This window comes from Thermaerobacter nagasakiensis (genome assembly GCF_055396825.1).
On the sequence record NZ_AP043740.1, the window covers coordinates 2,149,373 to 2,171,741 of the forward strand.

Genomic DNA, 22,369 nt, shown 5'->3' on the forward strand with positions numbered 1-22,369 from the left:
CCGCCCTAGTCGCCGCCCTCCTCGTCCCAGCCGGCCCCTTGGCCGTCCGGATCCTCCACCCCTTCCTCCTCCCGGGTGGGAGCCGCTTCCCGGGCCGCCGTCCCGCAAGGGTGGGAGGCGGACCGCAGGGTGGCCTGCAGTTCTTGCCGGCCCTCGGCCACGGCGGCCAGCGCCTTGCGCAGGATCCCTTCCAGGCGGTCCAGGACGTCGGCGGCGTAGGCATTGGCAGAGGCCCGCACCTCCCGCGAGCGGGCCTCCGCCTGGGCCAGCATCCGCCGGGCCTGTTCTTCCGCCTTGCGGGTGATCTCCGATTCCCGGGCCATGCGCTCCACGTAGCTGCTGGCCTGCTTCACCATGGCCTCCGCCTCGGCCCGGGCCTGCTCCAGCAGCCGGTCCCGGTCGGCCAGCAGCCGGCGGGCCCGGTCGATCTCCTCCGGCACCAGGCGCCGCAGGTGGTCGAGGAACGAGTAGACGTCGTCCTCATCCAGGATCACCTTGCCCGTCAGGGGCACGCGGCTGGCATGATGGACGAACTGCTCGAAGTCGCGGATGAGCACGTACAGGTCCCGTTCCGGGGCGGGCTCGTGATCCGCCACCGTCATCGCCTCCTCCGCTCGGCGGCCCGGGCGGCCAGGGCCGGCCGCACCACGTCAGGGACCAGGCCCACCGGATCCACCCCGTAACGGGCCAGTTCCTTGACGATGCTGGAACTCAGGTAGGCGTTCTCCGGCCGGGTCATCATGAACAACGTCTCCAGCTCCCCGGCCAGCTGCTTGTTGATCTGCGCCATCTGGAACTCGTACTCGAAATCCGAGACCGCCCGCAGCCCCTTGACGATCACCCGCGCGCCCTTGCGGCGGGCGTACTCCACCAGCAGCCCGTCATAGGCATCGACGGAGACGTTGGGCAGGTGGGCCGTCGCCTGGCGGGCCAGCTCGACCCGCTCCTCCGGCGTGAACCAGGGCTGCTTGGACGAGTTGATGAACACGGTGACCAGCACCTGGTCGAACAGGCGGCTGGCCCGCTCGATGATGTCCAGATGCCCGTTGGTGATCGGGTCAAAGCTCCCCGGGCAGAGGGCGATGGTCATGGGACTCTCCTTTCCTGGCAGGCAAAACGTAAAAGCTCAGGGCCGTGTCGCCGTACCGGCGCCGGTCGGCGCACTCCAGCCCGGCGACCCCGTCCGGCAGGACTTCCCGGGGATCGTGCTCCACCACCAGCCGGCCGCCGGGCGCCAGCAGCCGTCCATCCCCGACGGCGGCCACCACCCGGGCCGCCAGTCCCTGGCGATAGGGCGGGTCGGCCAGGATCAGATCGAAGACCCGGGAACCGCCCGCAAGTTTCGCAACGGCGGCGAAGACATCCTGCCGCCAGACGGCGGCGCCGGCGCCCGCGCCCACGGCGTGCAGGTTCGCTTTGAGGACGGCCACCACCCGGGGATCGGACTCGATGCACAGAGCCTCCCGTGCCCCCCGGCTCAGGGCTTCGATGGCCAGGCTGCCGGTCCCCGCAAAGAGATCGAGGACCCGGGCCCCTTCCACCGCCGGCCCCAGGATGTTGAACAGCGCCTGGCGCACCCGGTCCGTGGTGGGACGAACCTGCCGCCCGGCCGGGACCTTGAGGAGCCGGCCGCGCCAGCGGCCTCCCGTGACGCGCACCACCCGTCCTCCCTGAAATTGCCATGGGCCGGTGCCCGTCCTGCGGTGAATAAGGGCCGCCCGGCTCCTCCATATTATCGACTGCAAGAGCTGCGGAGGCCAATCCGTCACGGATCCTCCCCAAGGCTCTTCCTCCGGTTTCTCCTCTCCCGGCAAGCGGCGGGGACGCGCCAGCGCCCCGCCGCTTGCTTTGTGTCCAGCGGCCCCGACCCGGCCGGCCCCCGGTCCAGTGGGTCGGAACAGGACCGACGGGCCAGGACAGAGGCTGCCGCCTGTCGCGGCAGCCTCCTGGCCACGGGCGGGATGGCGGCCGGCCGGGCACAGCCATAGCCGCAGCCCTTCGCCGCCTAGCGCGCCCAGGCACCCGCCGGGCGGGGGGCCCCCGGCGCAGCGGCACCCGCATAGCCCCCCGGGAAGCCCTGGGCCACCTGGCGCGCCATCTCCACCGGGGCCTGGGGGACCGCGTACCAGTTGCGCTGCTGGAGATACCGGAAGAGCTCGAAGGCCATCTCGGCGTGGTCCCGGGCGATGTCCAGCAGGGCCCGCCGGGCCTCGGGGTGGGCGGCCTCCAGGGCCGTCCATGTGGTGGCCAGGCAGGCGTGCTTGTTCATCTCCAGGCAACCCACCGCCAGGGTGCGGTCGCTGACCCGGTGGCCCTGGGGCGCCGGCGGCCGGTACGGTTCGAAGGACGGAAAGCCCTGGGTCGCCTGACCGTTGCCGTGGACCCAGCGGGCATCGCCGTGGTAGTGGCCGGCGGGGGGTTGGGCCGCGCCCTGGCCCCGGGCCCGGTCCAGCATCCACTGGAGCTGCCCGTAGTGCCGCCGGTAGACCTAGCTGTGGCGCTGCAGGATCTGGCGCAGCTGCTCGTCCTGGCACATGGCCTGCTCCGCTTCCGCCTTCTCGATCATGGCCGCGTGAGCATTCAGCAGCTCAGGCAGGTTGAGAAGCTCCTTCTGGCTGAGCACGGGCCTTCCTCCTCCACCGTGGTTTGGTCTGGGTGACGGGTGCCGCGCACGCGTCATGAAGCGGGGCTCATCCCCTCCCGGGGCGGAAAGGAGCTGCGTACCCGGCTCCATGGCCCCAGGGGGATGAGCGGGATCCCGCCCCGTCCCGTCCCGCGGCGTGGGACCCCTGATGGTACCGCGTGGCCTGTCCCCCCGTCGCCGGGGGCCGCGGCCGTGGCCAGGCCGTCGCGTCCGGACACCGCCGCCGCACCAGCACCAGAGGCGGGGTCAGGCCCATGGCGGGCCGGAGACACGGCGGGCCGGGACATCACCCCGGGCCCGACGCCGCCCGGGCGGACCGCCGGCCGGCCGTCCCCCAGGGGGGGCCTTCCCGCCCGAGGCTGCAGGGCCCCATCCCGGGCTCGGGCCTCTGCGGGCCCGTCTCCTGCCCGGGCCGGCAACGGCTGCAGCAGCACGTCCTGGCGCAAGAACGCGGCCACCAGCCCCAGCACGGCGGCGACGGCGGCAGCACTCCCCAGGTACATGGCCGCCCGGCCCAGAGGGAGCAGCAAGCCGAAGGCGGGCGGGCCCAGAGCGGCCCCGAAGAAGCGAACGGTGCCGTAGAGGGCGGTCACCCCCCCGCGCTCGGCCGACTCAACCGAACTGGTGATCAGGGTGTTGAGGGCGGGTAGCGCCAGGCCGTACCCCAGGCCCATGACGCTGATGGCCGCCACCATGGGAACCAGCTGGCGGGTCAGGAAGAGGGCGGCCGTCCCCAGGGCCAGGATCGCCAGCCCCGTCACCACCACCGCCTTGAGGTACCGGGACAACCTTTCCTGGAGGACGATGCCGCTGACGTAGGCGGTGATGGTCGCCACCGCCACGGGGATCGCCACCACCAGGCCCTTGACGAATCCCTGGATGCCGAAGGGCCGCTCCAGCAAGTCGGAATACACGCTGAGCAAGCCGAAGAGCATGAACAGCGCGGTGAAGCCCGCTAGAAAGGAGACGGCCAGGGAGGCACCCTTGGCCTGGAAGATCCGGCCCATGCGCCGCAGGTAGGGCCCCGGCGCCGGCGCTTCCGCCGGGCGCTGCGGTTCGGGCACCAGCCACCACAGGCCCAGGGCGGAGAGGGCGGCCAGGGACGGGTAGGCGAAGAAGGGAGCATACCAGGCCAGCAGCGCCAGGGCCGACCCCAGAATGGGGCTGGCGATCTTGCCCAGCCCGTTGCTGGCCTCCATGATGCCCATGGCCCGGGTACGGGCACCCCCTTGGAACATGTCGCCCGCCGCCGCCAGCGCCACCTGATACATCCCCCCGGCCGAAAGGCCCTGCAGCACCCGGCCCGCCAGGATCCACCCGTAGGGATCGCGGGTGAAGAAGGGCGCCAGGCCGGCTGCCAGGCCACCCAGGCCGAACCCCACCAGGCCGGGGATCATCACCGTCTTGCGGCCCCACCGGTCCGAAAGGTAGCCGCCGATGGGGATGAACAGCCCCGCCGGCACGGAGAAGGCGGTGATGATGAGCCCAATCTGGAACAGGCTCCGGTCCATGGCCTCGCGCATCATGGGCAGCACGGGGATCAGCATGGAATTGCTGAGGACCATGACGAAGGGCACGCTGCACAGGACGGCAAAGGCCAGGCCCAAGCGCTTCTGCACGGGTCTCACCTCCCTTCCCGGTCACGGCCGGCGGCGGCCGCCGCCGTCACGGCCGCTGGCTTGCCGCCCGCCAGGGGCGCGGCTGGCGGGCAGGCTCCCCGCCAGAGGCTGCGGGCAGGCTGCCCGCAACAAGAAGCGGCCGGTGGCGACCGCCCATCAACGGGCATAGTCTGCCCGGCGGTTCTGGCGGGTGGCACGCCACCCTCTGGCACGGCGTCCAGACCGCGGGTACAGTCCCATAGCGGGAGACCGCAGGGCCCACAGCGGGAACGTGGGGAGCCGATCGGGCCTGGCGCCCTCGCCCCGCACGGCACGCTCGTGCCCCGGCGGCGGGTCCGCTGCAAGGCGGCGCGCCCGCGCTCCATGCGGCCCCTCGGCCTGCAGGCGGGGCATCCGGGGCGCGGGGCGGCGAGCCCGCAGCAGGCCGCCGCGCGCCGTGGCCCCTGGGGCGCCGTCTTCCTCCCCCGGGGCCGGCTTGGCGCCGCCCGGCCGGCGCCCCGTGCCCAGCGACGCGGGGCCCAACCAGGACGGGCCGGGATAAGGGCCCGTGACCCCGGGAGACCTTAAAAAGGCGGAAACGGAGGGATGGCCCGGTGACGGGACCGCGGGACAGAAGGGTCCAGGGGGAACGCGGCAACCTGGAGCGGATGGCTGAACGCCGGCGCGGTGCGGGCTGGAATGCGGCCCGCCGGGGGCTGGGCGGGGCACCCTGGGGTGGCAGCGGCCCAGGGATGGCGGCAGGCCCGGACCGGCCAGCCCCCCCGGCCGCCGCCGCGCAGGCCGGGGATGCGCCGCCGGCGGCCCCGTCCCTTGCCGCCGGCGGTCCCGGCAACCTGGCCGGGGGCAACCCGGCCGGGTTCGTCCGCACCGACCTGGCCCTGGAGGCCATCGGCACCTCCCATCCCATGCCCGGGGTCCAGGTGGAGGAAGAGCGCGGCCAGGGCTACCTGGTCACGCGAGTCACGGTCACGAGCCCGGAGGCGGCACGCCACCTGGGCAAGCCCCCCGGCCGCTACGTCACCATCGAATCGCCGGGCTTTCGCAAGCGGGACCGGGAACTGCAGGAGCGGGTCGCCAACGTGCTGGCCCGGGAGCTAGCGGCCATGCTGCCCGACCGGCCCGACGCCTCCTTCTTCGTGGTCGGCCTGGGCAACTGGAACGCCACGCCCGATTCCCTGGGGCCTGAGGTGGTCCACCGCCTGCTGGTCACCCGCCACCTGCAGGAGTACGTGCCGGAAGACCTCAAGGGCGGCCTGCGCTCCGTGGCCGCCCTGGCTCCCGGCGTGCTGGGGCTGACGGGCATCGAGACGGGTGACGTCATCCGGGGCATCGTGCAGCAGATCCGGCCCGACATGGTCATCGCCGTGGACGCCCTGGCCGCCCGCAACATCGAGCGGATCATGACCACCATCCAGATCGCCGATACGGGCATCCACCCCGGTTCGGGGGTGGGCAACCACCGGGCGGCGGTGACCAGGGAAACCCTGGGCATCCCGGTCATCGCCATTGGGGTGCCTACGGTGGTCCATGCCCACACCATCGCCTACGACACCCTGGACGCCCTGACCCGGTCCCTGCAATCCCAGTCCACCCTCTTCCGCACCCTGGGGCAGATGCCCGAGGCCGACAAGCGGCGGCTGATCGAAGAGGTGCTGGGACCGGCCGTGGGCGACCTGATGGTGACCCCCAAGGAAATCGACGTCTTCGTCGAGGAGATGGCCACGGTGGTGGCCAGCGGCCTCAACGCCGCCCTGCACCCGCGGATCGACGAGATCGACCTCTCCCCCGTCTTCGCCTGAGCACACCGGCAGGAGGCGGCTGAGCCTGCCTCCGGGACGCGGCCCCCGCCACGACCCGCTGGACCGGCCGGCACGGAGGCGCCCGCCTGCCTTTCCCGGCTTGCCGAACCCGGACCGGCCCTGGCCGCGGGGCCGCCCCCCACCGGGCCGCCCCGGCCTCCGGCAGGAACCCGGCACGGCGGGAGCGAACGTGGGCGGATGTTTGCCGGAGGTGGCCCTCTTGCCAGCAGCCGTCTACGTCATTGCCGCCGTCGCCTGGCTGTATTTCATCTCCCTGGACATGCTCGCCACCGGCCTGCCCCTGGCCCTGGCCGCCGGCGGGGCCGGCGAAGGCTGGATCGGCTTCCTGGTGGGATGGATGGGCCTGTCCGCCATGCTCCAGCGGCCCTTCCTGGCCGCCTGGGGCGATCGCCGCGGTCACCGGCCGCTGCTCGTGGCCAGCCTGGGGGCAGGGCTAGCCGGCGCCCTTCTCTTCGCCGTCTCCCGCAACCCCGCCGCCGAACTCGCCGCCCGCACCCTCCAGGGTACCTCCCTGGCGGGCCTGGTGGTCTCCAGCCAGGCCCTGATGGCGGCGCTGGCCCCACCGGCCCAGCGGGCCCGGGCCCTGGCCCTGCAGGGGCTGGCCGACACCGGCGGCGTCCTGGCCGGGACCAACCTGGGCGAGTGGGCGTGGCATCACCTGGGACGAACGGGCCTGTTCGCCGGCACGGCAGCGGTCGTGGCCCTGGCCCTGGCGCTGGCGCTGGCCGGGCCCGCCCGCACCCGGCGGGAGCCCGGGAACCCGGCGGCGCGCCGCCCGGGCCACGGGGCGGCCGCCGCCGGGGGGCCGCCCGTTCCGGCCGTAGGCGGGGCAGGCCCTTCCCCTCGGGCTCAACCCGCCCCCGAAGCCAACGCCGGCGCCGGACCGGAGGGGCCCCCGTCCCCGGCTGCCGGCACCGCGCATCCGGCCGCCATGGCCGGGCCCGCCTCCACCAGGGACCCCCGGGGGGCACCGGCGGTTCCCGCCACCGCCCAGGAGGTCGCCACCGGCGGGGCACCCCACCGCGCCGGGCGGCTGCCGCTGCCCCGGTCCTTTCTCGTGCTGGGTACCCTGACGGGCATGATCTTCGGCGCCGCCCTGAACCTGACCGTGCTCCATGCCCAGGGGGCCGGATTCTGGGCGGGCGGCTGGCTGGCCCTTTTCGCCCTGGTGGCCATGGGGGCGCGCTACGCTGCCGGCAGCTGGCTCGACCGGCGGGCCGGCGGCGGATTGGAAGCTGCCGCCCCGTCCCTGGCCCACCGGCTGCTGGTCCTGGGCTTCGGCCTGATGGCAGCGGGCGAAGGGGCGCTGGCCGCGGCTGCGCCGGTGACGGCGGTCTACGGCGCCGCGGCGGTCCTGGCGGCGGGCTACGGCGTCGCCCACACGGCGCTGGTGGCCGCGGCGGTGGGCGGGGCTCCGGCCCACCGCCGCGGCCTGGCGGCGGGGTGGCTGGCCAATGCCATCGACCTGGGGGTCGGCGCCGGGCTGGCGGTGCTGGGCTGGATCCTGGAGACCTGGTCCTTTTCCGTGATGTACGGGGTGCTGGCCGGCGCCGGGATCCTGGGCATGGTCACGGCCCTCCTGGCCCGGCGGCCCGGGCCCCGGGCCGCCGGCCGGCCCTGACGCCCGGCCGGCACCCGCCTTCCCTGGATCCCCCTGGACGGGCCTAGCTCCAGAGGGCCCGGGCCTCGGCCAGAAACTCCCCGTAGCGGGCCACCACTTCCTCCCGCAGGGAGCGGTGGGCCGGCGCATCCAGACCCGGGTCCCGCTCCAGCAGGCGGCGGGCGGCCTCCCGGGCCAGGCGCAGCAGGCCCGCGTCCTTCACCGGGTCGGCGATGCGCAGGGCGGGCAGGCCGTGCTGGCGGGTGCCGAAGAAGTCGCCCGGCCCCCGCAGCTGGAGGTCGAACTCGGCGATGTCGAAGCCGCTCTGGCTGCGGCAGAGGGCCTCGAGCCGCATCCGGCCCTCGGCGCTGGCCGGGTCGGCCACCAGGATGCACAGGGACTCCTTGGATCCCCGCCCCACCCGGCCGCGCAGCTGGTGCAGCTGGGCCAGCCCGAAGCGGTCGGCCCCCTCGATGATCATGACCGTCGCGTTGGGGACGTCGACCCCCACCTCGATGACCGTGGTGGCCACCAGCACGTCCAGCGCCCGCCGCTCGAAGGCCCGCATGACCCGTTCCTTCTCGGGCCCCGGCATCCGGCCGTGGAGGATCCCCACGCGCAGCCGGGGATAGCGCCGAGCCACGTACTCGGCCCAGGTGGTGACCGCCTTGTGCTCTGCATCCTCCGGAGCCCCTCCGGGTCCTGGCGCCGGCCCCTCCCCGCCGGCCGCCTGGCCGCCGGAGCCCGGGCCGTCGCCTGCCGGCCCGGCGGCAGGATCGTCCACCAGGGGGCAAACCACGTACCCCTGCTCGCCGGCCGCCACCCGGGCCGCCAGAAGGTCGTACGCCTTGCGGCGCTGCCGGCCCCGCAGCCACACGGTGCGGACGGGCTGGCGACCCGGCGGCAACTGGTCGATGACCGACACGTCCAGATCGCCGTAGAGGGTCAGGGCCAGCGTCCGCGGAATGGGCGTGGCCGTCATGACCAGCAGGTCCGGCCGCCGGCCCTTGTCCTGGAGCAGGGCCCGCTGGCGGACGCCAAAGCGGTGCTGCTCGTCGATGATCACCAGGCCCAGGTCGCGGAAGCGGACGTTCTCCTGGATCAAGGCGTGGGTGCCCACCACCACCGGCCACTGGCCCGTGGCCAGCCCCTGGAGCACCCGCTCGCGGTCGGCGGCCGGCTGGCTGCCCACCAGCAGCACCACAGGAATCCCCGCCGGGGCCAGCAGCTGCTGCAGCCGCCGGGCGTGCTGCTCGGCCAGGATCTCCGTGGGAGCCATCAAGGCCGCCTGGGCACCGCTCTCCACCGCCTTCACCATGGCCCAGGCCGCGATCACCGTCTTGCCCGAGCCCACGTCGCCCTGGACCAGCCGCCGCATGGGCCGCGGCGCTTCCATGTCGGCCCGGATCTCGTCCAGCACGCGGCGCTGGGCCGGGGTGAGCTCGAAGGGCAGGCCCGCCAGGAAGCGGGCCACCCGGGGACCGTCGGGCCGGTGGGCCCGGCCGGGCTCTTGCTGCTGCTGGCTGCGCACCCGGGCCAGGGCCACCTGCATGACGAACCATTCCTCGAAGGCCAGGCGCCGGCGGGCGGCCTGCCACGCCTCGGCGTCGGGCGGGAAGTGGATGTCCCGCAGGGCCTGGGCCCGTTCCACCAGGTTCAGCTGCCGCCGCAGCTCCTCGGGCAGGATCTCGGGCACCCGCCCGGCCAGGGCGCCCACCACCTGCCAGGCCAGCTGGCGCAGCCAGCGCTGGTGCAATCCCTCGGTGGCGGGATAGACGGGGACGATCCGCGCGGTGTGCACCGGCTCGTCGCCCTCGCCTTCCAGCAACTCCACCTCCGGGTGGTCCATCTGCCAGCCCCGGTAGCCCGCCTCCACCCGCCCGCTCAGCCGCACCGCGCGGCCGGGGGGCAGCTGCTGGAGCCGGAAGGGCTGGTTGAAGAACACGGCGTCCAGCCGGCCGCTGCCGTCGCTTATCGTCACCCGCACCACGACCCGCCGGGTGCGGGTGGGCACACGCTGGGCGGCCACCACCACGCCCTGGACGGTGGCCACCTCACCGGGCACCAGCCGGGCGATGGGCTTCCAGGTGGAGCGGTCTTCATAACGCCGGGGCAGGTGCCAGAGCAGGTCCCCGGCGGTGTGAAGGCCGAGCCGGGCCAGGCGCTGGGCCTGCCGGCGGCCCACGCCGGGCAGGCGGCCCAGGGGCGTGGCCGGCGTGATCTCCCCTGCACCGCTGCCGGCCAGGGGCGACCGCCGTCCCGAGGGCCCGGAGGCCCCGGCCCCTGCGGCCGGCGCGGGAGCCGTGCCGGCGGCTGCGGAAGGGCCGCCGGCAGGGGCCACCGGGACCGGAGCCGGTGGCCCGCCCGGAGGAACCGTCCGGCCCTGCGAAGGCGCCCCAGCGGGCGCCGGTTCCCCGCCGAGCGGGATCCGGCGCCCAGGGGACTCCCCCGCCGCCGGCGCGGCGGCCCGGGCCACCAGGTCCACGGCGCGGGCGACCCGCTCCGCCCGCTGGCCGGGTGGCAGCCGGTCAAAGTCGCGGAACAGGCGGTAGGCCTCCCGCAAGGGTCCCCTCTGGTCCGGGGGCAGGGTCCGGGCAGCGGCTTCCAGGGCCCTCTGCACCTCGGCGGCCGCGCCGGCGGCAGGCAGCACGGGCGGCAAGTCGCCGGCCCGCTGCAGAGCCGCCGCCAGCTCGGCCCAGGCACCCGCAGGCTGGCCGGACCCGGGCGCCCCTCGCCGTGGGGCTCCTTGCTCCCCTGCCCCCGCCAGCCGCTCCGGGCGGGCATGCCCTCTTCCTGCCCGCGCGGTCGCGGGCTGGAGGTCGGGGCCGCACCCGGCGCCGCCGGCCGCGCCAGGCATTCCCTGCGGCCAGGGCTCCGGGGGGCCTCCCCCCTGCCGGGCCCCCCTGTCCTCCCCCGCACCGGCCCTCATGCCAACCATCGCCTCACCCGCGCAAGCTCGTGCCCCGGTCCTCCGGGCCCGCCCGCAGCCCGCCGGGCCCGTCCGGCCCTGCCACGCCCGGGGCGCCGGCGGCCCCGGGCGCCGCCGGCCCGGAGGGGCCGGGCAACGGGCCTTGCGGCACCCGCACGCCGGCCACGTGGACGTTCACCCGCACCCACTCTTCTCCCACGGCCCGGCGCACGGCCTCCCCCACCCGCCGCATCACCGTGCGGGCGACTTCGGGAATGGGCACGCCGTACGCGACGACGATCCGCACCGTCAGCTCCAGGCCGCCGTCGCCCGCGGACACCTCGACACCGCGCCCGTGGGCCTCCGTCCCCAGCAGGCCGGCCAGCCCCTGGCGCCAGCCCCGGGGGACCGTGCCCACCACGCCCTCGCACTGGGCCAGGGCCGTGCCGGCGATGCCGGCGACCACCTCGTCGCTGATGGCAATCCGGCCGTGATCGGTCTGGAATTCCAGCAACCCCATGCCCCCCGCTTCCCCGTTCCGGCCCGTGCCGGGTCTCGGACATTCCCCTTCGCCGGTGGCCGCCCCATTCCTTGCCGCCCTGTGGGGCCTGTGGTAGAATCGGCTGCGTGATTCAGGCTCCATGCAAGGGACGTTCCATGAGCGCCCCCGATGCCGGCGCCGTGGAGGCCGTCCCCGCGGCGGGAGCCGGCGGCATGGCTTGATCGTTCACCCGCGGCCCGGGCCGGCCCGGAGGTCGCGGCACCCGGCCCCGGGGGCCACAGGACGGCGCCCGCGGCGTGTCCAGCGGCCGGGAGGCCCGCTCCGCGCTACGGCGGCACGTCCCGCCGGCCGGGGCGGGGGCGGCCGGCCCGGCGCCCCATGGGCCGCGGACAGTGGAAGGAGAATCGATATGGCCCGTCGTTGTGAGATCTGCGGCAAGGGCGTGGACTACGGCAACCAGGTCAGCCACTCCAACCGCAAGTCGCGGCGCATCTGGGTCCCCAACCTGCAGCGGGTGCGCGCCGTGACGCCCCAGGGCGTGCGCCGCATCCGCGTGTGCACCACCTGCCTGAAGTCGGGCCGGGTGGCGCGCGCCGTCTGAGACCTGTACCGCCGGGCCACGGGGGCCTCCGCCACCGGGGCCACCGGCATCGCGGGCCGGCACCGGCCCGCGCCGGCCGCCACCGGCGGCCGTCCTCCCAGCACCTGCATCGTGATGGCGAAGTGCCGGCCAGGGGCCGGCCTTTGTTTTAGGTCGATCCGCCCTGGCGGGACTCCCCCTCCTGCCCGGCCCGGCGGTCCGGGCGGCCCTGCCGGGCGGCGGCCACCAGCGCCTCCAGCTCCTCGCCGCTCAGGTGGTAGGTGGTGCCGCAGAAGTGACAGCGCAGCTCGGCGCCGCCGTCTTCCCGCAGGATGGTCTCCAGTTCCTCGGGACCGAGACTGATCAGCGCCCGCTCCACCCGCTGCCGGTCGCAGCGGCAGCGGAAGGCCAGGGGCTGGCGGTCCAGGATGCGGGGCGCCAGGCCGGCCAGGCCGCGCTCGATCATCGCTTCGGGGGTCAGACCCGCATCGATCAGGCGGCTGATGCCCTGCAGCTGCTGCAGGTTTTGTTCCAGCCGCTCGGCCCACCCCTCCGGATGACCCGGCAGCAGCTGCAGCATGAACCCGCCCGCAGCCCGCACGCTACCCCCAGGGCCGACCAGCACCCCCAGTCCCACCACCGAGGGCGTCTGGTCCGACTGGACCAGGAAGGCGGTCACGTCGTCGCCGATCTCCCCGGAAACCAGCGGCACGCTTCCGGTGTACGGCGTGCCCAGGCCCAGGTCGCGGGTCACGTGCAGGAACCCCGGCAGCCCCACGGCACCCCCCACGTCCAGCTTGCCGTCGGGCCGCAAGGGCAGGTCCACGTGGGGGTTGCGGACGTAGCCGCGCACCGTCCCGGCCGCCTCGCCGGTGGCCAGGATGACCCCCAGGGGGCCGCTTCCCGCCACCCGGACGGTGACGGTGGCGTCATCCTTGAGCTGGGCGGCCAGCAGGGCCGTGGCGGTCAGCACCCGGCCCAGGGCCGCCGTGGCCGTGGGCCAGGTGTCGTGCCGCCGCCGGGCCTCTTCCACCAGGCGGGTGGTCCGGCAGGCCAGGGCGCGCACCAGGCCATCGCCGGCCACCGCCCGCACCAGGTAATCGCCGTTCCCGCCGGCAAGACCGGCGGCATCGTGGTCCCGCTGGTGTTCCTGTTCCCGTCCCCGTTCCATCCTTCACCATCCCATGCGGCCCCCGGCACCGGGGTCGCCGGCGCGGGAGCAGGCTGGCTCACCACCCGGCGCCCCACCGCCCGGTGGCCCCGGGGCGCCGGAGGGCGCGGCGGCATCGAGTCCATCGCGCTCATCATGTTGCCACAAACGCCCCGGCACGGCAGCAGGGGCCGCGGCCCCCTCCCGCTACGGCTGGGAGCCGCCGCCAGGACGGGCTGAAGGGCGGCGCCGTGCACCCTGGCCCTGCGGCAAGGACCCCTGGCAGGCGGCTGAAAAGCGTGGCGCCGGCCAGTTCCGGGCCGGCGCGCCCCTCCTGCGTCAAGAATCCCCAAGTCCTTCAGGCGTTGCCGCGCCGCCCCCGGCGGAAGATCCGGCCCAGAAGGCCGGGCAGGCGCACCACGATGACCCGAACAGCCATGGGCATTCCCTCCCGCCCCAGGCTATTCGGCGGAAGCCCGGCCGGGTGCCTGGCCATCAAGGGGCCGGGCGTTCGGGGGCCGCGGGAGGCGGCGGGGCGGCAGCCAGCGCCTGGCGGAGGCGGTGCAGGTTCGTCCCCACGGGCGCCTGCCCGTTGTACACCGCGGACCCGGCCACCAGCAGGTCGGCCCCGGCGGCGGCGGCCAAAGGCGCCGTCGCGGGGTCGATACCGCCGTCGACCTCCAGCCACGGCCGCGGGCCGGCGGCGGGCAGCATGGCCCGCAACGCCCGCAGCTTGTCCAGGGCTAAGGGCAGGAAAGCCTGGCCGCCGAAGCCGGGGTTGACGCTCATCACCAGGATGAGGTCGACCTCACCCAGCAGCGGCTCCACTGCCACCGCCGGCGTGCCGGGGTTCAGGGCCACGCCCGCCCGGCAGCCCAGGGCGCGGATCATCTGGACGGTCCGGTGCACGTGGGGCGTGGCCTCCACGTGGACGGTGATCACGTCGGCCCCCGCCTGGGCCACCGCCGGCAGCAGGGCTTCGGGCCGCTCCACCATGAGGTGCACGTCCAGGGGCAGGCGGGTCAGCCTGCGCACCGCCGCCACAATCATCGGCCCGAAGGTCAGGTTGGGGACGAACCGGCCGTCCATCACATCGAGGTGCAGCCCGGCAGCCCCGCCGGCCTCGGCCGCCCGGACCTCCTCCGCCAGGCGGGTGAAATCGGCGGACAGCAGGGACGGTAGAACCACCGCTCCTGCACCGGGTTCCGGCCAGCCCAGGGCGCGGGGCGCGGGTTCCCCTGGCGTACCGTCCGGTGCCGCGGCGGTGCCGCCGGCCGCCGGCCCGGCCGGGTTCTCCCCCCGGGCGGCGAGGTCCGCGGTGCCGCCGCGCTGGTTTCCGTGGTGACCGCCGGCCATGGCCTCCCCTTCCCCTTTGTAGAGTCGTGCCTGGTGTCGTGCCGGGCCGGGCGGCGGCCCTGGGTCGGGCGCCGGCCCTGGGACGCATGCCGGCCCTTCGACGCCGGCGGGCCTTCAAGGCTCGCGGCCCATCATTCAACGCTCGCGGCCCATCAACGGTAGCGTTCGGCCAGGCGCTCCTCCACTTCCGACAGGAGCACCAGGTAGTTCTGGTACCGCCAGGAGGCGATCTGGCCCTGATCCCGGGCCGCCCGGACGGCGCAGCCCGGCTCGCTCCGGTGCAGGCAGCCTCGAAACCGGCACCCGGGCGCCGCCCGCCGGATCTCCGGCCAGAGGTCGCCCAGCTCCTCCGGCTCCAGCTCGGGCAGTTCCAGCTTACTGAAGCCGGGGGTGTCGGCCACCCATCCCCCTCCCGCCAGGGGCAGGAGCTCGACGAACCGGGTGGTGTGGCGCCCGCGGCCCAGCTTGCGGCTCACCTCGCCCGTGGCCAGGTTGAGGCCCGGCTGCAGGGCGTTGAGCAGGGTCGACTTCCCTGCCCCGCTGGGGCCCGCCACCACGGTGACGCCTTCCCGCAGCGCCGCGGCCAGGCCTTCCACGCCCCAGCCCCGCGGCGCCGCCAGCAGGTGAACCGGGTAGCCCGCCAGGCGATAGCCTTCCACCAGCCGGGCCGCCCAGCCCGGCAGGGGGTCCTCCGGAGCACGGACCACCCGGTCCAGCTTGGTGAAGGCGATCACCACGGGCAAATCCATGGCCTCGGCCTGGACGATCACCCGGTCCATCAGGATGGGCACGGGATCGGGCTCCTGCAGGGATTGGACCAGCAGCACCCGGTCCACGTTGGCGATGGGCGGCCGCACCAGGCGGTTGCGCCGGGGCAAGACCCGCTCGATGGCAGCCCCGCCGTCCTGAAGGGCGACCTCCACCCGGTCGCCGGTCAGGACATCGCCCGCCTGCCGCCGCAGGCGGCCCCGCAGGGCGCACAGGATCACCTGCTCTTCGCCGTCCAGGCGGACCTCGTAGAGGTTCGTCTGCGCCTTGACCACGGTTCCCGTGCGTAGCGACACCATGGGCGTAGGTTCTCACCTCCGGCCGCTGGAGCAAGGTCAATCGCCGTTCCCGTCCTGGCTTTCCCCGCCGCCCGGGCTGCCGCTGCCGGCGCCGCCTTCGCCGGACCCGCCCTTGTCCTTGCCGCGGCCGCCCGGCGCCTTGAGCTCCTGCTCGCCGGCCAGCCGGCCGTCGACGTAGATGAAGGCCCGCGCCCGGTCGCCCTGCCAGATGACGGGAACCTCCACCCGCTCGCCGCCCTGGTGGGTCTGCTCGTAGACCACCCGCCGTCCTGCCTGGTCCTGCACCTCGACCCGCAGCACGTGCTGGCCGTCCCCCTGCAGGTCGACCACCAGCGTGGCCTGGTGGTCCCCCGTGACGGCCGGCTCCGGCCCCCGGCTCACCACCAGGTTCACCGCCGTTCCCTTCTCCACCGCCGCCGCAGCCGCCGGATCCTGGCCGATCACCGTTCCCGCGGGATAGGGGCTGTACTGTTCGGTCACCTGCCCGGCCACCAGTCCCGCCGCCTCCAGTTCGGCCCGGGCATCGGCCACGCTCAGGCCGAAGAGGGACGGCACCGTCACGGGCCGGCTCTCCGGGCCCTGGGAAACGGTGAGGTAGACGGTCATGCCGGCCTGGATGGGGCTGCCCGGCCCCGGATCCTGGTCGATCACCGTACCCTCGGCCTCGCCGGCGTGCCGGTAGCGCAGCTCCACCACCAGCCCCTGGTTCTCCAGGCGCAGGCGGGCGTCCCGCTCCTCCAGCCCGCGCACGTCAGGCACGGAAAGCCACCGGGGTCCCTTGGAGACCACCAGCTGCACCGTCTGTCCCATGCGCACCTGCTCGCCGCCCGCGGGCCGCTGCTCGATCACCGTGTTGACCTCGCTGTTGTCGTGCCGCTCCTCGAGGATCTCCCACTGCAGGCCCGCCTGCTCGAGCCGGCTCTGGGCCTCGATCAGCGGCAGGCCCTCTACCGCGGGCACCGTCACCACCGGCGGCTGCAGCCACCACCGGGTGGCCGCGCCCGCCCCCACGGCCAGGACCAGCAGGAGGACCACGGCCAGCGCCACCCGCAAAAGCCGGCGCCGCCGGGCGCCGGCTTTTGCGGCGGCCGGGGAGCCCGCCCCCGCGGGCCTCGCCCCGGCCTCTCCCGCCCGCCAGCCCTGGTTGCCGCCCGCGGGGCTTGCCGGGGCGTCCGGGGCGCCGCCCCCCGGCGCCCCGGACGCCCCGGGGCGAGCCCTCCCCCGGCCGCGCCGGCGGCCGGGGGAGGGCGGCCCGGCCGCCGGCCGATCCGGGCCCCCCGGGCCCGGATCGGCCGGGGCGGGCACGGCCACCGCGCCGGCCAGCACCAGCGGCTCCAGTTCACCGGCCTCCGGGCGGGAGCGTGCCTCCCGGGCCTGCCGGGCCCCCTCCTGACGGGTCGCGGCGGGCCGGGGAGCCGCCTCTGCCGGCCCCGCCGGTGCCGGCAGGCGCCCCCGCCGGGGCCCGCCGGCCGCCGTCAGCCCGTCGCCGCCGGGACCGGCATCATTCCCTCCGCCCCGGGGGGAACCGGCTCCGGTCTCGCCGCCCCCGCGGCCATGCCCTCCGGCCACCCCCCGTTCCCCGGCGGGCGGAGCGCTCCCCCACCCGGCACCGGCTCCGGCGCCGGCGGCGGGACCGGAAACGGCGGCCGCGGCCCGCTCCTGCGCGCCCGCCCGCCCTCCGGCCCCTTCATCCGGCCGCGCCGTCCCGCCCGCCGCGGTGCCGTCGCCCTCCACCGGACCGGCGGGCAGGGGCGGGGCGCCGCCCGGGGAAGCCGCAGCGGGCGTACCGCCTGGGGCGCCGGTTCCTCCTCCGGGGACGGTCACCCGGTCCCCGGAACGGGTGCGGCCCCGCCCCCGGCCCGCGCCGCGCCCGCCGCCGCCCATCCCGTTCCACGGGCCCGCCACCAGGGTGTCCTCCAGCGGCGGCCGGGCCAGGGCCGCCACGGGCCGCCCGGCCAGGAAGTTCTCCAGGTCGTCCAGCATGGCCCCCGCCGAAGGGTAGCGCCGGTCGGGGTTCTTCTCCAGGGCCTTGAGCACGATGGCTTCCAGGACCCGCGGCACCCGGGGATTGAGGGCCGACGGCAGGGGCGGCTCCTGGCCCAGGTGCTGCATGGCGACGGCCACCGGCGTGCCCCCGTCGAAGGGCAGCCGGCCCGTCAGCATCTCGAACAGGATGATCCCCACCGCATAGACATCGGACCGCTCGCTGGCCGGCATGCCCCGGGCCTGCTCGGGGGCGAAGTACTGGGCCGTGCCCACCATGGCGCCCTGGTCGACCACGGTGGTGGTGGTGCCGCTGGCCCGGGCGATGCCGAAGTCCGTCACCATGACCCGGGCGTCGGGGGTGATCAGGATGTTCTGCGGCTTGACGTCCCGGTGGATCACGCCGTTCTCGTGGGCGTGCTGGAGCACCGACAGCACCCGGCAGGCGATGTGGACCGCTTCCTTGAGCGGTAGCGGTGCTCTCTCCCGGATGTACTGCTTGAGGGTGACCCCCTCGACGTACTCCAGGACCAGAAAGGGCTGCCCGGCGTCCTCTCCCACGTCCAGCACGGCCACCACGCCGGGGTGGGACAGCCGCCGCACCGCTTCCGCTTCCCGCCGCAAGCGGCGCAGGAAGGCGCCGTCGGCCACGTATTCCGAACGCAGCGCCTTGACGGCCACCGTGTCGCCGGTCACCTGGTCGGTGGCCTTGTAAACCACCGCCATGCCGCCGCCGCCCAAAAGGCCGGTGACCCGGTAGCGTCCCGCCAGCACGGTGCCGATCACGGGGCGTCACCGTCCCACCAGGCCAGCACGGCGGTGATGTTGTCCGACCCGCCTGCGGCCAGGGCGGCCTCGACCAGTGCCTCGACCTGGAGGGCCACGTCGCCGGGTCCGGCGGCGGCCAGCAGAGCCGCCAGGCGGCTGTAGGGCAAGGCCTCGCTCAGCCCGTCGCTGCAAAGCAGCAGCACGTCCGCCGGCTCCAGCTGGACGGTGGTCTCGTCCACGGGCACCGAGACGTCGGTGCCGATGGCGCGGGTCAAGAGGTTGCGCTGGGGATGCCGGCGGGCCTCCTGTTCCGTCAGGGCCCCGTTGCGCACGAACTCTTCCACCAGGGAGTGGTCCTGGGTGAGGCGCTCCAGGTGGCCCTGGCGCAGGAGGTAGGCCCGCGAATCCCCCACGTGGCAGAGTTCCACCGCCCCGCCCCGGCCGATGACGGCCACCGTCAGGGTCGTTCCCATGCCGCTCAGGTCGGGGTCGCCGGCCTGCCGCCGGAACACCTCCTGGTTGGCGGCCACCACCGCCTGGGCCAGGGGCAGCCCCGCCACCACGCACTCCCGGAGGGTGCGCAGGGCAAGCCAGCTGGCCACCTCGCCCGCCCGGTGGCCCCCCATGCCGTCGGCGACGGCCAGAAGCCAGCCCCCGTCGCCGGGCAACGCTTCAGCCAGGTAGGCATCCTCGTTGTTCTCCCGCACCCAGCCTGGATGGGTGCGGGCGGCAAGGCGCAAGACCGGCATGGTTCCTCTCCCCCCGCCCGGGCGCTGGGACCCGGGCCCGTGGCCGCCGCCCCCGCGCCCACCCGGCCGTTCCCCGGAAACGGGTGGCGGGCTCCGGGCGGGGCGGGCGGCCTGCCGGTGAACGGCGCTGGGCTCCTGAACAAGATACACTTCGCCGGCTCCAGCCGGTTTCCCTGGCACCTTTGCGGGACCGGAGGCCGGGCCCGGGGGCACCCCCGCCCGGGGCCGGCCCAGCCGGCGAATCCAGCAGCGCCCCGGCCGGCGGGAACCCGGGACCGCCGCTCCGGCCCCCGGATCCCCGCCACCGGTCCCGGTGCGGCGGTGCAGGCGGCAGGTGCCCTCCCCGCTCCCCGGGGACGGCCTCCCGTCCCCCACCCCTAGGGGCGGGCGGCTCCGGCCTCCTCCAGGGCACGGCGGCGCAGCTGCCCGCAGGCCGCCTCGATCCGCTGGCCCAGCTCCCGCCGGACGGTGACGTTGACGCCCTGCCGGCGCAGCTCGGCGGCGAAGGCCTGCACCCGTTCGGGGGACGGGGCCTTGAAGGGCCGCTCGCTGACCGGGTTCCACGGGATCAGGTTGACGTGGGCGTGCAGGGGCGCCACCAGCTGGGCCAGCTCCCGGGCGTGCTCCGGGCGGTCGTTGACGTCCTCGATCAGAACGTATTCGAAGGTGATGCGGCGGCCCGTCTCCTCCACGTACTCCCGGCAGGCCGCCATCAGCTCGGCGATGGGCCAGCGCCGGTTGACGGGCATGAGCCAGCTGCGCAGGGCGTCGTTGGGCGCGTGCAAGGAGACGGCCAGGGTGATGGGCAGGCCCTCCCGGGCCAGCTGGCGGATGCGCGGCACCAGCCCCGAGGTGGACACCGTCATGTGCCGGTAGCTGATTCCCGCACCCAGGGGATGGTGGGCCACCCGCAGGAACTGCAGGGTGGCATCCAGGTTCTGCAGGGGCTCGCCGATGCCCATGACCACCAGGTGGCTGACCCGCTCGCCCCGCTCGGCCAGGTCCCGGTTGACCACCAGCAGCTGGCCCGCCATCTCCGCCGCGGTCAGGTTGCGCACCAGCCCGCCCAGGGTGGAGGCACAGAAGCGGCAGCCCATGGCACAGCCTACCTGGCTGGACACGCACAGGCTCAGGCCGTAGCGGTGGCGCATCAGCACCGTCTCGATCAGCTGGCCGTCGGCCAGCTCCAGCAGGTACTTGCGGGTGCCGTCCTCCGGGTCGACCTGCAGCCTCCGCACGGCGGGCACGGCCGGATCGCCTTGCTCCGCCAGCCGCTCCCGCAGCTCGCGGGGCAGGTCCGTCATGGCGGAAAAGCGGGTCACCCCCCGCCGGTGGAACCAGGCAAAGATCTGGCGCCCGCGGTAGGCCGGTTGGCCCCAGGCTTCCAGCTCGCGAGCCAGTTCCTCCGGCAAGAGCCCGACCCAGTCCCGGGTGGACACGGCCCTCACCTCCCTCGCCCTCACCGCCGCCGCTGGAGGCAGGCGATGAAGAAACCGTCGACTCCATGGCGATGGGGCCAGAGCTGCAGCCAGCCCCGCCCGGTGCCCGGCTCGTCCCGGAGAGGGGCCGGCAGGCGGGGCCGCAGGTCGACGGCCGCGAAGCGGTCCCCCGCTTCGCGGAGGAACCCCTCCACCACCTGCTGGTTCTCCTCCGGCTCGGTGGTGCAGGTGCTGTAGACCAGCACGCCGCCCGGCTTGAGGCAGGCCGCCGCGGCGCGCAGGAGCTCGCCCTGTAGGGCGGCCAGCGCCTTGAGGTCGTCCGGCGTCTTGCGCCAGCGCAGGTCGGGCCGCCGGGCGATGACCCCCAGGCCGCTGCAGGGGACGTCGGCCAGCACCCGGTCGGCCTGACCGGCGAAGCGTTGGGGCAGCAGCCGGCCGTCCAGGGCCAGGGGCTCGACCGACTGCAGGCCCAGCCGCCGCGCCGCCGCCCGCACCTTCTCCAGCCGGCCCGGGTCGACATCGCAGGCGACCACCCGCCCCCGGTCGCCCATGCGCTCGGCCATGTGGGTCGACTTGCCGCCGGGGGCGGCGGCCACGTCCAGCACCAGCTGGCCGGGCTGGGGGTCCAGCACGTGCACCGCCAGCATGGAGCTCTCGTCCTGCCAGGTCAAGGCCCCCTGCTGGAAGGCCTCCAGCTCCGCCGGGCTCACCCCATGGCCCAGGCGCAGGGCTTCCGGGAGGAACCGGCCCGGCTCCACCGCCACCCCCTGGGCGGCCAGGGCGGCCGCCAGGGACCGGGGATCGGCCCGAAGCATGTTGACCCGGGCGGAAAGGGGCGGAATGCGGTTGTTGGCCTCCAGGAGCCGGCGTGTCTCCTCGGGGCCGAGGCGCTCCAGCCACCGCCGCACCAGCCAGCGGGGATGAGCCAGGGTCAGCGCCAGGTGCGCCTCCAGATCCTCCGCGGCGGCGGGCACGACCTCGTGGGGGAAGCCGTGGCGCGCCGCCCGGCGCAGGACGGCGTTGACGAACCCGGCGGCGTAGCCGGGGCCGTGGCGCCGGACCAGTTCCACCGACTCCGCCACGGCGGCGTGGTCGGGGATCCGGTCCAGGTGCCACAGCTGGTAGGCGCCCAGCCGCAGCGCCACCCGCACCGGCGGGTCCAGCCGCTCGGGTGGCCGCCGGGCCCACCGGGCCAGGGCCCAGTCCAGGCTCCCCTGGCGCCGGGCCACCCCGTAAGCCAGCTCCGTGGCCAGGGCCCGTTCCCGGGCGGGCAGGCCGCTGCCTTCCAGCAGCCGGGCCAGGGCCTGGTCGACGTACACGGGTCCGATTTCCGCAGCCAGCAGGGCCAGGAAGGCCGCCTCCCGGCCTCCCGCCGGGCGGATGCCGCCGGCCCGCCGCCCGCCGCTGCGGCCTCCCGCCCGCCGCACCGGCACGGCAAGGGGGCGCCGGCGCGGCGCCCCCCGGTCACCCTCGCCGGTTTTCGCCATGGTTCAGTCGCGGCGCCCGCGCAAGGCCAGCAGGTAGAGCAGCTGCATCACCGCCATCACCATGGCGGCCACGTACGTCAGCGCTGCCGCCTGCAGGACGTTCCGGGCGCCCTGCACCTCCTCCCCTCGGAGGTAGCCGCCGCCCGCCAGAGTGGCCAGGGCGCGGCTGGACGCGTTGAACTCCACGGGCAGCGTGATGACCTGGAACAGCACGGCCAGGCTAAAGAGCAGGATGCCCAGATTCTGCAGGGAGGCGAGGTTCATGATCAGGCCCAGGAAGAACAGCGGGAACGCCAGCTGGGACCCGAACTGGGTGACGGGGATGATGGCGTTGCGCAGCCCCAGCCACACGTAGCCCGTGGCATGCTGAAGGGCGTGACCCACCTCGTGGGCCGCCACCCCCTGGGCCGCCACCGTCGAGCCGTAATAGACGCCCTCGGACAGGCGGACCACCTTGCTGCGGGGGTCGTAGTGGTCCGTCAGCCGGCCGCCGATGGGCTCGACCCGCACGTCATCCAGGCCCGCCTGCCGCAGCAGCTGCCGCGCCAGATCGGCGCCGGTCAGGCCGTTGGAGGCCCGCACCCGGGAGTAGGTCTCGTAGGCCGAACTCACCTTGCTCTGGGCCCAGAGGGCCAGCAGCAGGGCCGGGCCGACAAAGAGAAAGTACAGCGGATCGAAGTAGAACACCGCCGTCGCC

19 protein-coding genes are annotated in these 22,369 nt (G+C 75.1%); 3 read left to right on the forward strand and 16 right to left on the reverse strand.

What is annotated here, in order from left to right:
- Positions 1 to 5 precede the first annotated feature (5 nt).
- From ACZ5T9_RS09210 to ACZ5T9_RS09235, 6 genes are all read right to left on the reverse strand, one after another.
- Positions 6 to 602 (reverse strand): ATP synthase subunit B family protein, encoded by a 597-nt coding sequence (locus ACZ5T9_RS09210; RefSeq protein ID WP_464832748.1) that lies wholly within the window; start codon positions 600 to 602, stop codon positions 6 to 8.
- Entirely contained in the window at positions 599 to 1,090 is a 492-nt protein-coding gene (coaD, locus tag ACZ5T9_RS09215; protein WP_464832750.1) for a pantetheine-phosphate adenylyltransferase, read from the reverse strand. The genes ACZ5T9_RS09210 and coaD overlap by 4 nt, the downstream gene beginning before the upstream one ends.
- Positions 1,059 to 1,658, reverse strand: coding sequence for a 16S rRNA (guanine(966)-N(2))-methyltransferase RsmD (gene rsmD / locus ACZ5T9_RS09220; protein ID WP_464832752.1), 600 nt, complete (start codon positions 1,656 to 1,658; stop codon positions 1,059 to 1,061). Before rsmD ends, coaD begins: the two co-directional genes overlap by 32 nt.
- A 347-nt stretch (positions 1,659 to 2,005) precedes the next feature.
- On the reverse strand, positions 2,006 to 2,455 hold the full coding sequence (locus ACZ5T9_RS09225) for a spore coat protein (RefSeq protein ID WP_464832753.1): 450 nt from the start codon (positions 2,453 to 2,455) through the stop codon (positions 2,006 to 2,008).
- A 33-nt stretch (positions 2,456 to 2,488) separates the two neighbouring features.
- The gene (locus ACZ5T9_RS09230) at positions 2,489 to 2,623 is read right to left on the reverse strand and encodes a hypothetical protein (protein WP_464832755.1); all 135 of its coding nucleotides are present in this window, start codon (positions 2,621 to 2,623) and stop codon (positions 2,489 to 2,491) included.
- A 53-nt stretch (positions 2,624 to 2,676) separates the two neighbouring features.
- Positions 2,677 to 4,263, reverse strand: coding sequence for an MFS transporter (locus ACZ5T9_RS09235; RefSeq protein ID WP_464832757.1), 1,587 nt, complete (start codon positions 4,261 to 4,263; stop codon positions 2,677 to 2,679).
- A gap of 593 nt (positions 4,264 to 4,856) precedes the next feature.
- Here ACZ5T9_RS09235 and gpr point away from each other — a divergent pair.
- Both gpr and ACZ5T9_RS09245 read left to right on the forward strand, forming a co-directional pair.
- On the forward strand, positions 4,857 to 6,062 hold the full coding sequence (gene gpr, locus ACZ5T9_RS09240) for a GPR endopeptidase (RefSeq protein WP_464832759.1): 1,206 nt from the start codon (positions 4,857 to 4,859) through the stop codon (positions 6,060 to 6,062).
- Positions 6,063 to 6,273: 211 nt separating this feature from the next.
- On the forward strand, positions 6,274 to 7,704 hold the full coding sequence (locus ACZ5T9_RS09245) for an MFS transporter (protein WP_464832761.1): 1,431 nt from the start codon (positions 6,274 to 6,276) through the stop codon (positions 7,702 to 7,704).
- A 43-nt stretch (positions 7,705 to 7,747) separates the two neighbouring features.
- Here ACZ5T9_RS09245 and recG read toward each other — a convergent pair whose 3' ends face one another.
- Together recG and ACZ5T9_RS09255 are read right to left on the reverse strand one after the other, a co-directional pair.
- Positions 7,748 to 10,333, reverse strand: coding sequence for an ATP-dependent DNA helicase RecG (gene recG, locus ACZ5T9_RS09250; protein WP_464834429.1), 2,586 nt, complete (start codon positions 10,331 to 10,333; stop codon positions 7,748 to 7,750).
- Between the two features lie 292 nt (positions 10,334 to 10,625).
- Positions 10,626 to 11,111 carry an Asp23/Gls24 family envelope stress response protein gene (locus tag ACZ5T9_RS09255; RefSeq protein ID WP_464832763.1) on the reverse strand — a complete coding sequence of 162 codons (486 nt, stop codon included), beginning with the start codon at positions 11,109 to 11,111 and terminating at the stop codon, positions 10,626 to 10,628.
- 391 nt (positions 11,112 to 11,502) lie between these two features.
- On the opposite strand from ACZ5T9_RS09255, the gene rpmB reads away from it, so the two are divergent.
- The gene (rpmB, locus tag ACZ5T9_RS09260) at positions 11,503 to 11,694 is read left to right on the forward strand and encodes a 50S ribosomal protein L28 (RefSeq protein WP_116901576.1); all 192 of its coding nucleotides are present in this window, start codon (positions 11,503 to 11,505) and stop codon (positions 11,692 to 11,694) included.
- A gap of 148 nt (positions 11,695 to 11,842) precedes the next feature.
- On the opposite strand, the gene hslO is transcribed toward rpmB, so the two are convergent.
- The 8 genes from hslO to ACZ5T9_RS09300 form a co-directional block, all read right to left on the reverse strand.
- Entirely contained in the window at positions 11,843 to 12,844 is a 1,002-nt protein-coding gene (gene hslO / locus ACZ5T9_RS09265) for an Hsp33 family molecular chaperone HslO (RefSeq protein ID WP_464832764.1), read from the reverse strand.
- A 474-nt stretch (positions 12,845 to 13,318) separates the two neighbouring features.
- The gene (rpe, locus tag ACZ5T9_RS09270; RefSeq protein ID WP_464832766.1) at positions 13,319 to 14,179 is read right to left on the reverse strand and encodes a ribulose-phosphate 3-epimerase; all 861 of its coding nucleotides are present in this window, start codon (positions 14,177 to 14,179) and stop codon (positions 13,319 to 13,321) included.
- A 152-nt stretch (positions 14,180 to 14,331) separates the two neighbouring features.
- Complete coding sequence (rsgA, locus tag ACZ5T9_RS09275) at positions 14,332 to 15,246, reverse strand: ribosome small subunit-dependent GTPase A (RefSeq protein ID WP_464832768.1); 915 nt, start codon at positions 15,244 to 15,246, stop codon at positions 14,332 to 14,334.
- Positions 15,247 to 15,282: 36 nt separating this feature from the next.
- The gene (locus tag ACZ5T9_RS09280; RefSeq protein ID WP_464832770.1) at positions 15,283 to 18,015 is read right to left on the reverse strand and encodes a protein kinase domain-containing protein; all 2,733 of its coding nucleotides are present in this window, start codon (positions 18,013 to 18,015) and stop codon (positions 15,283 to 15,285) included.
- Positions 18,012 to 18,746 carry a Stp1/IreP family PP2C-type Ser/Thr phosphatase gene (locus ACZ5T9_RS09285; RefSeq protein ID WP_464832772.1) on the reverse strand — a complete coding sequence of 245 codons (735 nt, stop codon included), beginning with the start codon at positions 18,744 to 18,746 and terminating at the stop codon, positions 18,012 to 18,014. Before ACZ5T9_RS09285 ends, ACZ5T9_RS09280 begins: the two co-directional genes overlap by 4 nt.
- A 377-nt stretch (positions 18,747 to 19,123) precedes the next feature.
- On the reverse strand, positions 19,124 to 20,185 hold the full coding sequence (gene rlmN, locus ACZ5T9_RS09290) for a dual-specificity RNA methyltransferase RlmN (RefSeq protein ID WP_464832773.1): 1,062 nt from the start codon (positions 20,183 to 20,185) through the stop codon (positions 19,124 to 19,126).
- 20 nt (positions 20,186 to 20,205) lie between these two features.
- Positions 20,206 to 21,618, reverse strand: coding sequence for a 16S rRNA (cytosine(967)-C(5))-methyltransferase RsmB (gene rsmB, locus ACZ5T9_RS09295; protein WP_464832774.1), 1,413 nt, complete (start codon positions 21,616 to 21,618; stop codon positions 20,206 to 20,208).
- Between the two features lie 57 nt (positions 21,619 to 21,675).
- The gene (locus ACZ5T9_RS09300) at positions 21,676 to 22,359 is read right to left on the reverse strand and encodes a zinc metallopeptidase (RefSeq protein WP_464832775.1); all 684 of its coding nucleotides are present in this window, start codon (positions 22,357 to 22,359) and stop codon (positions 21,676 to 21,678) included.
- Positions 22,360 to 22,369 lie beyond the last annotated feature (10 nt).

Excerpts from the sequence above, each read along its gene's own strand:
- ACZ5T9_RS09255 (WP_464832763.1), bottom strand. The coding sequence starts at position 11,111 with ATGGGGTTGCTGGAATTCCAGACCGATCACGGCCGGATTGCCATCAGC.
- ACZ5T9_RS09285 (WP_464832772.1), bottom strand. The coding sequence starts at position 18,746 with ATGCCGGTCTTGCGCCTTGCCGCCCGCACCCATCCAGGCTGGGTGCGG.
- rsgA (WP_464832768.1), bottom strand. The coding sequence starts at position 15,246 with ATGGTGTCGCTACGCACGGGAACCGTGGTCAAGGCGCAGACGAACCTC.
- rpe (WP_464832766.1), bottom strand. The coding sequence starts at position 14,179 with ATGGCCGGCGGTCACCACGGAAACCAGCGCGGCGGCACCGCGGACCTC.
- hslO (WP_464832764.1), bottom strand. The coding sequence starts at position 12,844 with ATGGAACGGGGACGGGAACAGGAACACCAGCGGGACCACGATGCCGCC.
- ACZ5T9_RS09210 (WP_464832748.1), bottom strand. The coding sequence starts at position 602 with ATGACGGTGGCGGATCACGAGCCCGCCCCGGAACGGGACCTGTACGTG.
- rpmB (WP_116901576.1), top strand. The coding sequence starts at position 11,503 with ATGGCCCGTCGTTGTGAGATCTGCGGCAAGGGCGTGGACTACGGCAAC.
- coaD (WP_464832750.1), bottom strand. The coding sequence starts at position 1,090 with ATGACCATCGCCCTCTGCCCGGGGAGCTTTGACCCGATCACCAACGGG.
- ACZ5T9_RS09225 (WP_464832753.1), bottom strand. The coding sequence starts at position 2,455 with ATGCTGGACCGGGCCCGGGGCCAGGGCGCGGCCCAACCCCCCGCCGGC.